General features: G+C 72.7%; 11 protein-coding genes. 2 read left to right on the forward strand and 9 right to left on the reverse strand.

Annotated elements, in window-relative coordinates:
- Window positions 1–4: 4 nt before the first annotated feature.
- From PVK37_RS25215 to PVK37_RS25255, 9 genes are all read right to left on the reverse strand, one after another.
- Window positions 5–2,659, reverse strand: coding sequence for a hypothetical protein (locus tag PVK37_RS25215; protein WP_275030293.1), 2,655 nt, complete (start codon window positions 2,657–2,659; stop codon window positions 5–7).
- Between the two features lie 5 nt (window positions 2,660–2,664).
- Window positions 2,665–4,020, reverse strand: a complete 1,356-nt coding sequence (eccB, locus tag PVK37_RS25220; protein WP_275030294.1) for a type VII secretion protein EccB — start codon at window positions 4,018–4,020, stop codon at window positions 2,665–2,667.
- Window positions 4,021–4,025: 5 nt separating this feature from the next.
- Window positions 4,026–5,432 (reverse strand): type VII secretion integral membrane protein EccD, encoded by a 1,407-nt coding sequence (gene eccD / locus PVK37_RS25225; RefSeq protein ID WP_275030295.1) that lies wholly within the window; start codon window positions 5,430–5,432, stop codon window positions 4,026–4,028.
- Window positions 5,433–5,445: 13 nt separating this feature from the next.
- Complete coding sequence (eccCa, locus tag PVK37_RS25230) at window positions 5,446–9,402, reverse strand: type VII secretion protein EccCa (RefSeq protein ID WP_275030296.1); 3,957 nt, start codon at window positions 9,400–9,402, stop codon at window positions 5,446–5,448.
- Between the two features lie 19 nt (window positions 9,403–9,421).
- Entirely contained in the window at window positions 9,422–9,781 is a 360-nt protein-coding gene (locus PVK37_RS25235; protein ID WP_275030297.1) for a hypothetical protein, read from the reverse strand.
- The gene (locus tag PVK37_RS25240; protein ID WP_275030298.1) at window positions 9,774–12,497 is read right to left on the reverse strand and encodes a hypothetical protein; all 2,724 of its coding nucleotides are present in this window, start codon (window positions 12,495–12,497) and stop codon (window positions 9,774–9,776) included. The genes PVK37_RS25235 and PVK37_RS25240 overlap by 8 nt, the downstream gene beginning before the upstream one ends.
- A gap of 71 nt (window positions 12,498–12,568) precedes the next feature.
- On the reverse strand, window positions 12,569–13,483 hold the full coding sequence (locus PVK37_RS25245) for a hypothetical protein (protein WP_275030299.1): 915 nt from the start codon (window positions 13,481–13,483) through the stop codon (window positions 12,569–12,571).
- Window positions 13,484–13,581: 98 nt separating this feature from the next.
- Complete coding sequence (locus tag PVK37_RS25250; RefSeq protein WP_275030300.1) at window positions 13,582–13,884, reverse strand: WXG100 family type VII secretion target; 303 nt, start codon at window positions 13,882–13,884, stop codon at window positions 13,582–13,584.
- 32 nt (window positions 13,885–13,916) lie between these two features.
- Window positions 13,917–14,237, reverse strand: coding sequence for a WXG100 family type VII secretion target (locus PVK37_RS25255; RefSeq protein WP_341483398.1), 321 nt, complete (start codon window positions 14,235–14,237; stop codon window positions 13,917–13,919).
- 285 nt (window positions 14,238–14,522) lie between these two features.
- Between PVK37_RS25255 and PVK37_RS25260 the strand changes: the two genes are divergently transcribed.
- Entirely contained in the window at window positions 14,523–14,942 is a 420-nt protein-coding gene (locus PVK37_RS25260; protein WP_275030301.1) for a YbaB/EbfC family nucleoid-associated protein, read from the forward strand.
- Window positions 14,939–15,820, forward strand: a complete 882-nt coding sequence (locus PVK37_RS25265) for a hypothetical protein (protein WP_275030302.1) — start codon at window positions 14,939–14,941, stop codon at window positions 15,818–15,820. The genes PVK37_RS25260 and PVK37_RS25265 overlap by 4 nt, the downstream gene beginning before the upstream one ends.
- Window positions 15,821–15,823 lie beyond the last annotated feature (3 nt).

The following is a 15,823-nucleotide window of genomic DNA, read 5'->3' on the forward strand; positions in this document are numbered from 1 at the left end:
GGGGTCACCCCTTCTTCCCGGCAAGCGGTCGGACGAGACCGGGAAGCACGCCGAAGCGACCGGCCGAGGCGGTGCCGATCCGGCGACGGGGGTCCGCACCGGCCCACCGGTCGAGACTGCGACGCAGTGAGGTGACGGCCAGTTCGTCGAGCGACAGCCGGTTCCGGTCGACCCGACCGTCGTCGTCGATCTCGTTGGCGCCGATCTCGCGGAGCAGGACGGCCCCCCGACGGCCACCCTCCGGTTCCGTCACCTCCAGGATCTTGAAGTGGGTCCCGGGCAGGAACACCACCCGGTCCTCCACCCGTTCGTCCCCCTCCGGCTCGAGCAGGGCGGTCCGGCGGGCGGTCATCGACCAGACCAGTACGTCGGTGTCACCGTCCTGGCCGGCGCAGGGCGCGGTCAGCATGGTGACGAAGCCCCAGTCGGTGACCAGGCGGCGGTCCCGGTACAGGCCCCACTCCACGCTGCCCGGCGTCGCCCGGACGACGGTGCTGCCCCGGAAGGACGGCAGCCGGGACAGGCCGGAGACCGCGCACCGGGCCAGGGGCACGTGCGGGCCGTTCTCGCCGGACCGGAGGCCGGCGTCGATACCGGCACCCCGGGGGGTCAGGAACAGTCGGGCCGCCACCGAGTCGACCAGGATGTCGTCGTCGGCAGCCCGGTCGCCGCTGGACTTCATGCCCGGATGTTCCGACATGAGCCGGGACACCGAGCTGGCCATCGCGTCGAAGTCCCGGCTGAGCGAGCGGCGTACCCAGGCCCGCTCCTCGGCCAGCCCACGTCGGGGCAGCAGGGCGGAGGCGGCCGGCGTCACCACCGGCTGCAACCGGACCCCGGCCGACCCCGTCGGTCCGGCGGCCGGCGCGCCGGACACCCCCGGCGCGTCCGCCGGCCCGGTGGGCGGCACGTCCGCGACCGGTTGCCCGGGTGACCCGGCGGCGACCGCCGGTACGTCCGCTTCCGCCGGCGCGCCGGACGGCGGTGCCTCCGGCGGCGACGGAGGCTGCGGCGAAGGCTCAACGGGCGATGCAGGCACGACCGGTGGGACGGGCGGCGCTGGCACGACCGACGGGACCGACGGGACCGACGGGACCGACGACGAGGGCTCGGCCGACGGCGAAGACGCAGCCGGCGTGGACGACGCGACCGACGGTGAAGGCACGACCGGTGGTACCGGCGAAGGCGCGACCGACGGGGCCGGCTCGGCCGGAAACGACGGCTGGGCCGGCGGAGCCGGCTCGGCGGGGCCGTCGATCGCGGACGGGATCGGGAACGCCACCGGAGCGGGCGGCCCGGCCGGCCCGGCCGTTGGGGGCGGTGGCAGGTCGATCGGGTCGGGAATGGCGGTGACGTCGGCGGCCGGCAGGCTCGCCTGCGCGGGGCCGCCCGACTTCGGTGCCGGTGCCAGTACCGACGCCGGGAACAGCACGCTGTCCTGGCCCACGCTCCGCTCGATCCGGGCGGCCAGGTCCGCGGCCAGTTCCCGCATCCGGGCGGACCGCTCCGGGCCGGTGTCGTCGAAGATCATGGTGCTGCGGTCGGGGTCCAGCGGCGTCGCCCGGATCCGTTCGGCGTTGCCCGGCTCCTCGGCCGGACGGACCCACAACCCCGCCTCGATCACCTCGACCACGGCGTCCGGGGCGTACCAGTACACCCGGGGCGCGATCTCCTCGGTCCACTGCAACGGTCCACGGTGGCTGAGCAGGAGGGGGCGGCGGGCCCGGGAATGCGGGTGCACCCGCGGGGCGTAGCCCAGTTCGAGGGCGAACGGCGGCCAGCCCAGCACCCCGTCGGCGCGTACCGTCCGGATCTCGAACCTGCCCGGCGCGCCGATCGGCACCCCCGGATAGCAGACCACGTTGGTGCCGAGCAGGTCGGCGAGGGCCTGCCCGAACGACTCGCCCTCGGGCAGGCGTACCGCGCCGTACTGTACGAACCGGACGCGCAGCCGGCTGTCCGGGTCCAGGTCGCGCCAGAAGCGGACCACGTCGTCCAGCGACAGCGGCTCGGTGCCCGGACAGCCGAGCAGCACGGTCATCGTCTCCGACTGGCACGGCAGGTCGGCGACGAGCCGGTCCCGGTGTTCGGCGACGACCTGCGGGGCCCGTACGTCGTGCACCCAGACGCCCCCGGGCAGCGGCTCGATCTCGCCGGTGGAACTGGACGCCCGGCGTTCGGTGGCGGCGGCGTCCCAGGCCGGCGTCGGGTACCGCTTGGCGTCCCAGGCCGGTGGCCGGCCGGGCCGGAACCGCACCCAGCCGCTGCCCGGTGTCGAGTGCACGAACAGCGCGCCGGCCGCGCCCCGGACCAGGTCGCCGTCGGGGGCGATGACGGTCCGGTTCAGCCGCTCCGACAGCCACTGTCCGGCCAGGGCCGCCGTGTCGTGCCGCTGTCCGCAGGCGACCAGCCGGATGCCCCGGCGGCGGCGCGGCAGCACACTGGCCATCGACTCCCAGGAGCCGATCGGGATGCCACTGCCGAGGTCGAGCACCACCACGTCGTTCTCGGTGTCGGCCACCACGGACAGGGCGAGCGACTGCGCCTCGCCGCTGATCTCGTCCCGGTGGTGTACCACCAGCGCGTTGCCGACGGTGTGCTGCACCACGTCGCCGGACTCGCCCCGTCCGCCGCGCAGCAGGGTTCGGATGGATGCCATGGACGCTACCCCCTCGCGGGACCGTTGACGGCCGTACGGCTGAGCACGGGCCCCTGCGGCAGCACCGCCAGCAGGTCCCTCGGGAACGGAACGGCGGGTGCCGAACCGAGCTTCAACGCGGCGACCGTGTCCTGGTCGGCGAGCCGGTACACGACACCCTGGTCCGAGATCAACGCCACCTCGGCGGTGTGCGCCGCCGCGGGTACCGGTTTCACGGTCAGGCCGGACCCCGGCCTGGTCAGCACGGTGGTCGTACCGTCGGCGGCGACGCCCGAGACCCGCCGGTCGGCGAACACCACCCGGCTGGTGACCGCGTCCCCACCGGCCGGCCGCTGGCGCAGGCAGAGCACCCGGCCCGCCGGGTCCTGCCAGCGGAAGCCGGTCAGGTCGGGCAGCCGGTCGGTGAGCGTCCGGTCGGTGGACCGGGGGGCCCGGGCGACGGCGGCGGCGTCCAGGGTGACCGGCGCGGCACCGGGGCGTACCGCGGCGAGGGCGAACTCCATCCGGTTCAGCGGGGCCAGTCCGTCGGCCCGGAGCACGAAGAACTGTTCCGCGCCGCCGGCGGGTTGCTGCCGGAACAGCGTGCCCACCGGGTGGACGCGCCCGCCGACCCGGGGGCCGGGGGTGCCCGCGCCGGGGATGTCGGCCGGGCCGAGCCGGACTCCGGTCGGCAGCCGGTCCAGCCAGGCGGCCGGCGCGACGGCCAGCCGCGCGTTGGCCGCGCCGAGCGCCACCAGCACCGACTCGTCGGCCACCGGGAACTTGCCCGCGCCGGCGAGCAGGTAGGTGACCCCGTCCGGCCCGCGTACCAGCGCGAAGGTCTGGTCGGCCAGCGGTGCGGCCGCAGCCCCGGGGTCGAGGTTCACGCCGAGCCCGGTGCCGGGCCGGTCCACCACCGAGCCCGGCAGGCAGACCAGCCACGGCCCGGTGACCAGCGCGTCCACCGCCGGCACGGACTGCGGCGCGCCGGGGATGCCGAGCTGCGGGCCGCGCGGCAGGTCCTCCAGCGAGTTGCGGGAGATGAGCTTGACGGTGGCCGAGGGGCCCTGCGCCAGCATCGCGGAGGTCAGGTCGGCGGTGGGGTGCAGCACGCCGTCGCGGTAGACGTACCGGGTGCCGCTCTCCTTCTCCACCAGGATCGCGCCGGCCTGGCGGTACGCCGTGCTGCCGCCGGGGACGATCCAGCCGTAGACGGCGAACCCGCCGCCGACCAGGAGCACCAGGATGATCCCGACCAGCAGCCCGGTCAGCGCCCGCTGGCCGGGGACCTGCGCGCTCGTCGGGTCCCCCTGGACGAGGGCCGAGCTGAGCCGGCCCATCATGAAGCTGTGCGCGTGGACGTGGTCCCGTTGGGTCTGCACGGCGGCTACCCGAACAGCCCGCGGGCCCAGGCGTAGACGCCGAGGACCTGCGCCAGGACCGGCAGCACGGCGACGCCGGTGACCACGTCGAAGAAGGTGGCCGTGTACTCCCAGAACGGCAGCATCCGCCGGGGCCAGGGGCGCAACGCCGCCAGCACCAACGGCACCAGCAGCGCGACGAGTGTGCTGAGCAGCACCCATCGCCAGGCTGGCGACAACAGATCGGCGAGCGTCGTGATGACCATGAGGTAGCCGACGGTACCGGCGACGACGAGCGCGCCGCGCTGCCAGAGCCCCAGGAAGGTACGCGCGCGCAACAGGATTGCACTCGCGACCACCAGCACCAGGCTCCAGCCCGCCCAGCCGGGCGTCCGCATGGTGTGGTGAAACAGCACCGGCAGCACCAGCGCCGCCATGGCCATCACCACGGTCAGGTAGGTGTCCGCGTCGTCGGTGCGCTGGTGGACCTGGTCGGACGGGGCGGGCTCGATGTCGTACGACATGTCCTCGCTGGTCTTCGGCAATTGCGGGCCGCGCAGCCGGGCCAGCTTCACCACCATCCGGGGGGCCAGCACGACCACCAGCAGGACCAGCGTGACGGCGAGGGCGGCGGTCCGGGCCATGGTCATCCCGCTGGCCCAGCGGGTCAGCAGCACCGGGACGGTGACCAGGCCGGTCAGGCCGGCCACCAGCAGCGGCGGGGCCGGCAGGTGCGGCGCGACGGTCCGTTGCGCAAGCAGCAGGGCAGCGGCGACGGCGAGCCCGGCGACCGCGGCGGCGAGCACCGCCGGGCCGGTCGCCGCGATGCGGTCCGGGTCGCCGTCGACCGCGCTGGACGCGGCGACCGCCGCGAAGCCGGCCGCCCCGCCGGCGAAGAGCAGCGCGAACGCCCCGTCGTCCAGGTTCCGGCCGCTGACCACGGCCGCGCCCAGGAACGCGGCGGCCAGTACCCCGCCCGCGACGACCTGGGGCAGCGCCGGACCGTGCGCGGTGAGCACGGCGGCGACCGCGCCCATCGCCACCACCGCCAGCAGGATGAACAGGGTCCGCCGGTACTCGGGCTGCCAGCGGTCGCCGCGCCGGTTGACGGCGGTGGCGACGCCGTCGGCGAGGTCGTCGAAGTCCAGTTCGGGCAGCGGGTTCTCGGCCGGGCGGAGGTGCAGTTCCTCCCCGTCGAGCCAGTCCAGGCTCTCCGGGGTGCCGGTCAGGTCGAACGGGGCCTGGCCGAGCCGTTGCAGCACCCAGGATCCGTCACCGGTTCCCGGGTCGGCGCGCTGGCCGTCGGTGGTCTGCTGCACCAGCAGCGGCAGCAGACCGGCCAGGGTGGTGGTCACCGGTACCGCCAGGTCGACCCGGCGGGCCGGTCCGACCACGGTGATCCGGCAGAGTTCGGCGCTGAGCGTGGCGCTCACTCGTGGTCCTCTCTCATCCGACGTGCCCGGTCTGGATCAGCTTGACGCCGCGGCGGGTGACCAGTTGGGCGCGTCCGGGGGGCAGGCGGCGGGGAGCGGCGTCCCCGAGGAACTTGCCCTCCTCCTTCGGGTACGACAGCAGCGTGGCCGGGGTGCCCAGCTCCCACATCCGGCGCAGGACCGGGTCCATCATGGCCCGCATCGCCCCCGAGGTGCTGCGGGCGACGATCAGGTGGAGGCCGATGGAGACGCCCTGGGCGAGCAGCGGCAGCACCGGGTCGAGGGCGGAGCCCGGCCCCGTGGAGCGGGTCATCAGGTCGTAGTCGTCGACGATGACGAACAGCTCCGGTCCGTCCCACCAGTCGCGGCGGCGCATTCGTTCCGACGAGATGTCCTGACCGGGCAGCCGGCGGTTCATCGACACGGCGGTCTGCCCGGCCAGGTCGTGCAGCAGATCCCCGGTGAACCCGAACCCGACCTGGTAGTCGGCGGTGATGGCGGTGTCCAGGTCGCGGCGGGAGTCACCGAGGACCACCTTGGCCCGGTCCGGGGTGTAGTGCTGCTGGATGGCCCGCAGCACCAGCCGCAGCAGGTTCGACTTGCCGGTCTCGCTGTCACCGAAGACCAGCAGGTGCGGGGTGACCATGAAGTCGTGCCAGACCGGGGCCAGCCGTTGCTCGTCCCGGCCGATGCACACCTTGAACGCCGGTTCGGGCGCCGGCAGGCTCGTCACGGGCAACTGGGTGGGCAGCATCCGTACGCCGGGGGCGGCCGGACCGGTCCAGAACGTGCCGATCTCCTCGACCGTGGACTTGGTCGCCTCGGCCAGGTCGTCCACGGACGAGCTGCCGTCCATTCGGGGCAACGCCCCGAGGAAGTGCAGCCCGCCGCTGGTCAGGCCCCGTCCCGGCTGGTGCGGCACGGTGGCCGCCTTGCGGGAGCCGACGTCGGACTCCATCGAGTCGGCCAGCCGCAGCTCCAGCCGGGTGCCGAGCAGGTCCCGCAGCCAGGTCCGCAGCTCCGACCAGCGGGTGGTGGAGACGATCACGTGGACGCCGAACGACAGTCCCCGGGAGGCCAGCTCCTGGAACCGGGTCTCCAGGTCGGCGAAGTCCTGCTTCATCGTGTACCAGCCGTCGACCACCAGGAACACGTGCCCGTACGGGTCGTCGATCTCGCCCCGGGCGCGGGCGGCGAGGTAGGCGCTGACCGAGTCCAGTCCGCGCTGGGCGAACTCGTACTCGCGGCGCTCCATGACCTGCCAGACCTCCTCGATGGTCCGGACCACCCGGTCGCGTTCCATCCGGGTGGCGATGGAGCCGATGTGCGGCAGGCCGGAGATCGAGGCGAGCCCGCCGCCACCGAAGTCGAGTCCGTAGAACTGCACCTCGCGCGGGGTGTTGGTGAGCGCCAGGGCGAGGATCACGCTGCGCAGCAGGGTGGACTTGCCGCTCTGCGGCGCGCCGGCGATGCCGACGTGGCCGTCCGCTCCCCCGAGGTCGACGGTGAGCAGTTCGCGGAGCTGTTCGGCGGGACGGTCGACGATGCCGACCGGCACCCGCAGCCGTCCCTGCGCGTTCGGGTCCTCCACCGTCATGCCGCGCAGCGGGTCCGGGACGACGCTGGGCAGCAGCGTGTCCAGGCTGGGCGCGGCGGACAGCGGCGGCAGCCACACCTGGCGGGCCGGCGGGCCGGCACCGGCGATCCGGTCGAGCAGCACCTCCACCAGGCTCGGCCCGGTGACGGTTCCGGTCTCCTCCTCGGGTTCGACGGCCGGTTCGGCGGCCCGGCCCCGGCCGGGATCGTGCCGGACCGCGACCTGACCGGCGCTGAACGGGACGACCTCGGCGAGGATCCGTTCCTCCTCGTCGTCGCGTCCACCGGCCCCGGCGCCGCCCTGGTACGGGCCGGACACGTAGGCGGCCTTGAACCGGACCAGGTTGGTGGTGTCCACCTTCAGGTACCCGTTGCCGGGTTCCGGGGGCAGTTCGTACGCCTTGCCGACGCCGATCACCGACCGGGACTCCATCGAGGAGAAGGTACGCAGGGCGAGCCGGTACGACAGGTGTCCCTCGACCCGGTTGATCCGCCCCTCGTCCAGGCGTTGCGAGGCGAGCAGCAGGTGCACCCCGAGCGACCGGCCGAGCCGGCCGATCGACACGAACAGGTCCATGAACTCGCTCTTGCTGGACAGCAGCTCGCTGAACTCGTCCACGATGATCAGCAGGACCGGGAACGGCACCAGCTGCGCCCCGGCGGCGCGCGCCTTCTCGTAGTCGAACAGCGACGAGTACCCGCTGGCCCGCAGCGCCTCCTGGCGGCGGGTCAGCTCCCCGTTGAGGGCGTCCTGCATCCGGTCGACCAGGGGCAACTCGTCGGCGAGGTTGGTGATCACGGCCGAGGTGTGCGGCAGCTTCTCCATGCCGAGGAAGGTCGCGCCGCCCTTGAAGTCCACCAGCACCAGGTTCAGGATCTCCGAGGAGTGGGTGGCGGCCAGCCCGCAGACCAGGGTACGCAGCAGTTCGCTCTTGCCGGAGCCGGTCGCGCCGATGAGCAGGCCGTGCGGCCCCATGCCGCCCTGCGCGGACTCCTTCAGGTCCAGCTCGATGACCTCGCCGCCCTCGGTCACGCCGATCGGCACGGTGAGCCGGTTGCGCTGCGGCGCCCGGGTCCGCCACAGCGCGGCGACGTCGAAGGTGTGCGCGTCACGGATGCCGAGCAGGGTGGTCAGCTCGAAGCTGCTCTCCAGGGGCTCGTCGACCGCGTCGAGCACACCGCTGGTGCGTCGGGGCGCGATGATCCGGGCCAGCGCCTCGCACTCGGCGGGGCCGAGCCCGTCCCGCAGGGCGGAGCCGGTGGTGTCCCCGGCGGGGAACGTCACCCGTTCGCCGTCCACGCTGAGCCGCAGCACCCGGGGCCCACCGGGCATCTGGCCGGTGAGGTCGAGCAGCACCACGTTCCGGATGCCCGCGCCGAGCAGCCGTGCGCTGTCGGGCAGGTCCACCAGGTGCGCGACGATCACCACGAACGGCTCGGTGGACGAGGGTCGGGCGTCCCGGTCGTGGTCCCCCCGGTCGGCGATCTCCGGGCCGAGCAGGTCGAGCAGCTCGTCGTACCCGCCGGCGAACAGGCGGACCGGACCTGCGGCGTCGAACGCGGTCGGATGGGCGTTGTGCGGCAACCACTTGATCCAGTTCCACGGCTCCCGGTGCACCTCCGGGGCGAGCACCGCGACCCGCAGCTCGTCCGGCGCGTGCAGGGTGACCAGGGCGGCCACCATGGCCCGGGCCAGGTCGACGGCGGCGTCGACGTCACCCTCGAACTCCACACTGGTGAAACTGCGCAGCCCCACCGCGGTCGGGACGCCGGAGACCGTCCGGTACGCCTCGGAGAAGCGGCGCAGCGAGATCGAGGCGAGGGGTTCCAGGTCCTCGATCGGTTTGGTCTGCGGGGGCAGGAAACGCAGCATGGCGGCCTGCCGGCCGAGCCCGATCCGGACCCGGGCGAAGTCGTCGTGGCTGGGCCGCCGCTCCCACAGCCGGCTGCTCATCGCCACCGACCACAGCCAGGCCGGCTGCGGATGGTCCCAGATCACCGCCTGGCGCTGCTGCTCGGCCGCCGCCCGCGCCTGTCGGCGCAGTTGGGCGATGTACCGCAGGAAGTCCCGGCGTTCACCGCGCATCTGACGCTTGCGGTCGGCGGCGGCCCGGCCGATCTGCACCAGACCCATCAGCAGCATGCCGACGGCCATCGCGCCACCCATGACGTACAGCACCGGGGACCGGTTGTAGAGGCCGAACATGGCCATCATCGCGCCCATGCCGAGGCCCATCGGCACGATCATCACGAACGAGCGGAAGTCCAGCGGCGCCTCCTCCGCCATCAGCGGTGGCTCCTGGAGTTCGACCTCCCCGTCCGGGGCGTCCGGGCCGGACGCCCGGGGCGGACGCTTGACGGTGACCGTGCTCATGCCGGCGCTCCCCCACCCTTCATCCGAGCACCCCGGTTCCGGCACCGCCGCCACCCCAGGCCGACTCGTCCTGGCGGAGCAGGGTGACCGCGTACCGGTCGGGGTTCGGCCGCCCGGTGGCGTACTCGTCGTCCGGGTCGGCCGGTTTCGCGGCCCGGCGCTTGGCGGCCTCGCGCGCGTCGGCCTGCTCGGCCGCCTCCCGCTCGCGGCGGGCCGCCTCGTCCATCGCCCGCTGCTTCTCGCGCATCAGCTCCAGGCGCTGCGCGACGGTGTACTCCGGGCCGCCGCACATCGGTGGCCGCCCGGTGGGGGTGGCCGGCGGCGTCGGGCGTTCCCGTTTCCAGGCTTTCAACGGCACCGGTTCGATCCCGTCAGGCATCGGTTCTCCTCCCCGTTCGTTCCCCGTCCTGTTCCACCCGCCCGCCGTCCGTCTCCGTACGCCCGACGTGCGTTCCGGTACCGCCGGCGCGCGTTTCCGTGTCGCCGGCGCGTGTGCCGGTACCGCCGGCCTCGTCGCCGGTCAGCCACCAGGCGTCACCGGTGTCGTCCCAGCCCGACGTGTCGCCGGTATCCTCGACCGGCCGGACGATCGGTACCCGGTCCTGGCCGGATGGTGGCGGTGACCCGGTGCCGGTCCAGGTGCTCTCCTGCTCGCGGAGCAACTCGGCGGCGTCCGGCCGGGCGGGTGGCTTCCGCTCGTCGGCCCGGCCCCTGGATGTCGCGAGGGGCACGCCGAGGGTCGCCACCGTGACGACCGGCTCGGCCGGTGGCGGCGGGCCGTCGTCCGGTCGCGGCCCGCCGGCGGTCGCCCCGCCCGGGGGTACCGGGCCGGCGGACGCCTGCGGGTCCGGCCCGCCCACGCGGTGCACCTCGTCCGGGCTGTCCGGTGGGTGCGTCTCGGCTGTCGTGTCTACGCTGCCCGCCCGGTCCGGTCGGGCGGCCGGGGACCGGGGCGCGGTGTCCCGGTCCCGCGCCCGGACACCGGGCAGCACCGGGAACACCGGCAGCACCGGCACGTCGGTGAGGGGCAGGTCCGGCCCGGTGTCCGGACCGGCCGGCACGTCGGTGGGTGGTGCGGGCGGCTCGGACTCCGGACCGGCCGGCAGGTCGACCGGGTCGGTTCCGAGGCCGGCACCGCCGGCGGTGGTACCGGTCGGGGCGTGCGGGACGTCCGATCCGTCCGTGGTGGGTTTCCAGTCATCCGGGTCCCCGTCCACCAGACCGGCGGCATCGGGACGGTCCGGTGCCGAACGGTCGCCCGGACCCGCTCCCGGAGCCCCCGGGGCCCCGGGGAGCGGCGGCACGAACGGCAGCGGACCCGAGTTGGGCAGCGACGAGTCGGTGGTCGGCTCCCGCTCGGGGCTGCCCAGACCGGAGCCGCCGGAGGCGACGCCGCCGGGCGCGAACGGGTCGCCGACCTTCGGGTCGTCCTGGGCCCACGCCGCCGGGTCACCGTCGAGCAGGCCGGACGCGTCCGGGCGGTCCGTCGTCGAGCCGCCGCCCCCGGAGCCGGGCGCACCGGGCTGGCCCGGCAGCGGTGGGGCGAGCGGGACACCACCGGGCCCCTGGACGCCACCGGGTCTGTCGACACCGTCCGAGATGCCACCGGGCACGTCGATCCCGCCAGGCGCGTCGATACCACCCGGGGAGTCGATCCCGCCAGGCGCATCGATACCACCCGGGGCATCGATACCACCGGGGGCGTCGATACCACCGGGGGCGTCGATACCGCCCGGGACGTCGATACCGCCCGGGACGTCGATACCGCCCGGGATGTCGATCCCACCGGGGGCGTTGGGGTCGGGGACGGGGTCGACGTCCGGCAGGTCGGGGGGATCCCCTCCGCCATCGGTACCGTCCGGGAGACCGCCGATCGGGGGCGGTTTGAGCGTGGGCGGCTTGATCGGCCCCGGTCTGCTGCCTCCCTGGTCGCCCCGGGTCGGCGGATTCTGGATAACCGGCGGGACGAAGCCCGGCGATTCGCCGTTCCCGCCGGGGACCCGCGTCGGCGGCTCATCGACGGAAGGGGGACCGTCCAAGCCGGGCAGACCACCGTCGGAGGGATCCCTGTTCCCCGACGGCGGGTCGTCGAGCCCGCCGGGGCCGTCCACACCGGGCGGGCCGTCGAGGGCCGGCGGTGTCACCTCGCCGACCGGTGGGTCCACCGGCGGTTGAGTCGGCGGATCCACCGGCGGCTGGGTCGGCGGATCGGTCGGCGGTTGAGTCGGCGGAGCCGTCGGCGGTTGAGTCGGCGGGTCCGTCGGCGGCTGGGTGGGTGGGTCCGTCGGCGGCTGGGTGGGTGGGCTCGTGGGCGGATCGGTCGGGGGATCGGTAGGTGGCGACGTGGGCGGATCGGTCGGTGGTTGGGTGGGCGGCTTGGTCGGATCGTCGACGCCGAGGCTGCCGTCACCGCTGGGCGAGCTGACCTTGTCGATGATCGGCCGGTACGTCTTGGCCAGTTCCAGCGCGACCTCCAGCATCTGGTTCGTCATCGGTCGCGCGTACGGGGTGGAGCTGATCGCCACGTTGCCACCGTCGGTGTGGTTGGCACCGTTCGCGGCGGCGATCTGCGCCCAGGCCACGTCGAGGTAGTTCAGCTGGTCCTGCGCCCACTTGAGGTAGCTGCCGGCCTTCATCAACTGGTACGGCAGCCCGGCGGTCTCCGGCATGCCCAGGCCACCGGCCAACCGTTCGGCCTGGTTGCCCAGGAACTCGCTGAAGTAGTCCATCTTCGCCAGGAACGCCCGCGCCGCCGGGCCCTGCCACGCCTTCTCCTCACCGGCGATGGCGTGCGCGTGCAGACTGATGAACGTCTCCAACCAGATCAGGAGGTTGTACGCCTGCTGGAACGCGGAGGCCGCGTCGATCAGGCTCTGGTGGTTGATCAGGCCCGCGGCGTACTCGTGCCCGGCCTCGCTCTCGATCGCGGACCCGCCGACGACCGCCGCCTTGATCCGCCGCCAGCCGGGCGGATCCATCTGCGCCCAGATCTCCAGGTCGTTCTCGGGTTCGGTCTGCACGTCCAGCGGCGGGAAGGTCGCCTTCGGGTCTGCGGAGTTCTCCCACGAACTCCTCGGATCTTCTTCGTCCGCCATGACCTGTCCCCATTCCTATGCCCACAGCGGCGCGCCGACCCGCGCCGAGCACTCCGCGTCAGTCCGCGCGGTTACTTCTTGTCGTCGCCGCCCGACGTGTCGTCGCCACCGGACGTGTCGCCGCCGCCGTTGCCTCCGGAGGTGACCTGGCCGTAGTCGCCGATGTCGTCGATCTGTCCCCACGGACTGCTCATGGCCTTCGTGAACTCCGCCTCGGTCATGGTCCGGAACTTCTCGGCGTACTCCTTGAAGTCCTTTCCGGTGCGGGCGTTGCCGTCCTCGGCGTACTCGTAGGAGTTGGCCATGGCCAGCAGGCTCTCGCGAAGCGCGAAGAGGGTCTGGTGGATCTTGGTCAGCAGGCCCGCCGTGTCGCCGATAAGCCCGGCGTTCTCGTCGCCGCCGGCGAGCTTGCGGCGCATCTTCTCCGCCCGGGCGAACTTGCCCGGCAGCACGTTCAGCTCGTCGAGATTGCGCCGGACGTCGAGGATCAGGCCGCCGGGCTGGCCGCTGTCCGTCGACACGAGCTTGCCGATCGAGTTCGCGAAGTAGCGGATGGCCTCGGTGCTGACCTTCAGCTCACCGTCCTTGTTGTCGCCGCCGGTGTAGGTCTTGACCTCCGGCACCGGGACCTTTCCGTTGACGTCGAGATAGTCGTTCGGGCCGAACGCGTCCCATCCGACGTTGTCCTCGGCGACGGAACCTTCCTGGTACTTCTCGACCAGCGCCTTCCACTTCTCGTGCGGGACGACCTCGTCTTCGAACCACTCGTAGGCGGCCCGTTCCTCCGCGGTGTAGTTGCTCCAGTCGACCTTCTGGGACTCGTTGCTGTTGTTCAGGATCTCGTCGTGCACACGGTCGATGACGGCCTGGATCCAACCGTCCGGGTGCTTGTCCGGAAAGCCCTCGATCTCGCCATTGTTGAACTTGTCGAGAATGCCGATCTGCTCGTACGCCTCGTCGTGGGGGTAGCTGAGGTCGACGCCCATCCGTCCACAACCTTTCCGTGCGGCCAACTGTCAGAGGTGGTGTCGCTGAGAGGCGCCGGCTGCCGGGCGGGCGCACCGCCCAGCAGCCGGCCTGCGGTTCAGCCGCCGCGAACGTCGTTCCAGATCCTGGTGTGCCGCTGCTCGGTGGTCCCGTAGTTCTCCGAGATCGCCAGCAGCGTCTTGCGTGCCTGCTCGAGGTAGACCGTCATCGCGCCGGCCGCGCCCCGCCACTCGGCCTTGGCCGCGTAGTAGGTGGTCTGCGCGTCACCGGTCCAGTCCTGGAGGCTCCGCTCGACGTTGCGTTCCATCTCGTCCAACGCGCTGGCGATCCGCCCGTTGATCTGGTTCATGTCGTACAGGGTGGCGTCGGCCTGGTTGAAGTCGAACCGGTAGTTGGACACCGTCACGTCCTTTCTCAGGGCTGCGGAAGAGGTCAGACGCCGGGCAGCGCGGACATGAAGGACTGGGCGCTCTTCGCCGCCTCGTCCTCCGCGGCCCGGTAGCCGGAGGTGGTGGCGCCCATCACGTCCATCATGTGCAGCAGCTGGTTGATGACGGTCTGGAAGGACCGCTCCCAGTTGTCCATGGCCTGGTTGAAGCTGTTCGACGCGTCGCCCCGCCAACTCGCCTGCAACGTCGCCATCTGCGAGTTGACGCTGCGCAGGTGGCCGGTGAACTCCTGGGCCTTGGCCGCGAACTCGGTGGCCGCCGCCTGCATGCCCGGTTCGGAAGTCTGGACCATTGGCATGGTCACCACGACACTCCTTTCGTCGTACGTCGGGAAATGACGACGTCGAACGTGTGCGCTCGGCGGTCGCCTCCGCAGAAGGTTCCGGGCGGACCACCGCCGCCGACAAGTTCACGACGCCGGACATGTCCGAACGGCGCAGCAGATCTGCCTCATTCCCCCTTCGCCGCCGGTCGGGGCAGCGTGCGGTCGGGAAGAGCGGTTGCACGTTCGTGCCCGGAACCCCCTGGTGCCCTTCCCGCGTGCCCGGCCCGATCCCTCTACTTGACCGGGCGTAGGAGGGAGCGGCCGATGAGCTTCGACGATCGCATCGAGGAGCTGTTCGCGGAGTACGAACGTCAGCGCAGCAGCCTGACCGAGCTCCAGGAACGGATGAGGGAGATCACGGCTTCCGTCACCTCTCCCCGCCGGGAGGTCACGGTGACGGTCGGCCAGAACGGTGTGCTGACCGGCATCGCCTTCCCGACCGGCGCGTACCGGCGGATGACCCCGGTCGAGTTGCAGGCCGCCATCCTGCAGACCTACGCCGAGGCGAAGGAGCAGGTCATGGACCGGGCGGCGGACATCATCGCGCCGCTGCTGCCGGAGGGGATGAACGCGGCCAGGATGGTCCGGGGCGAGGCCGGCGCCGACATGTACCTGCCGCCCGGGGGACCACGGATGACCAGCGGTGTCCGGCGGATGCTCGGCCTGGCACCGGAGCAGCCGTGAGCCAGCCGAACGGTCACGTCTGGGTCGACCCCGACGGTGTCACCCGGGTCGGTGACGCGTACGCCGACCACCTCGCCCGCTACGACGGTTACCTGCGCCAGTTGTACGGGCTGCGGGACCGGTTCGCCCCCGCCTGGGGCGACGACGAGATCGGCAACCAGTTCAAGGACAAGTTCGACCAGACCATCGACGTCGTCGAAGGGATCATTCTCGGCGTCCGGGGGTCGGTGGAGTACGCGGCCGTCGGGTTGCGGCTCAGCGGACAGGGCTACGGTCAGGCAGACGACGACGCGAAACTGGCCGGTCGCACGATCGGCGGTGTCTTCGACGACCTGCCCGAGAAGCTCCCACGCTGGCGACCGGGTGCCAGCGAACCCGAGGGGATCCCCGACAAGCTGCCGCGCAACTCCCCCGCGCTGTTCTCGGAGCGGGACGAGGACGAGACCACCCTGGCCCGACCGGGCCTGTTGTTCACGGTCGACTCGACGGACCCGCTCCAGCGGGCCTACGACGCCCAGTTGCCTGCGGAACCCACCCGGTTCAGCCCGGCGATCTCCGCGTTCCGTGGGTACCCCACCACGGGCGTCCGGATCGACGGTGACCCGGTCCCCGCCGGCTACCAGCTTCGGTCGTTGACCACGCTGCCCGACGGCACCTCCCGGGCCGACGTCAACCACTACGACGCGATCGTCCCGCTGGGCGGCCGGACGGTCACCGGCCCCGACGGCCGGCCGCTCGACTCCGACGGCGACCAGTTCTTCCTGGTCAAACCGAAGGCGAACCTGGACTTCGACCCGTTCTCGCCCGACTACCAGCCGCTGCTGGTCAGTTTCCGCTCGGACGGGTCGGCCGCTCCGCTGCTCGTCGATCCGACCTGACTT

It is taken from the genome of Micromonospora cathayae (assembly GCF_028993575.1).
Lineage (GTDB): Bacteria > Actinomycetota > Actinomycetes > Mycobacteriales > Micromonosporaceae > Micromonospora > Micromonospora cathayae.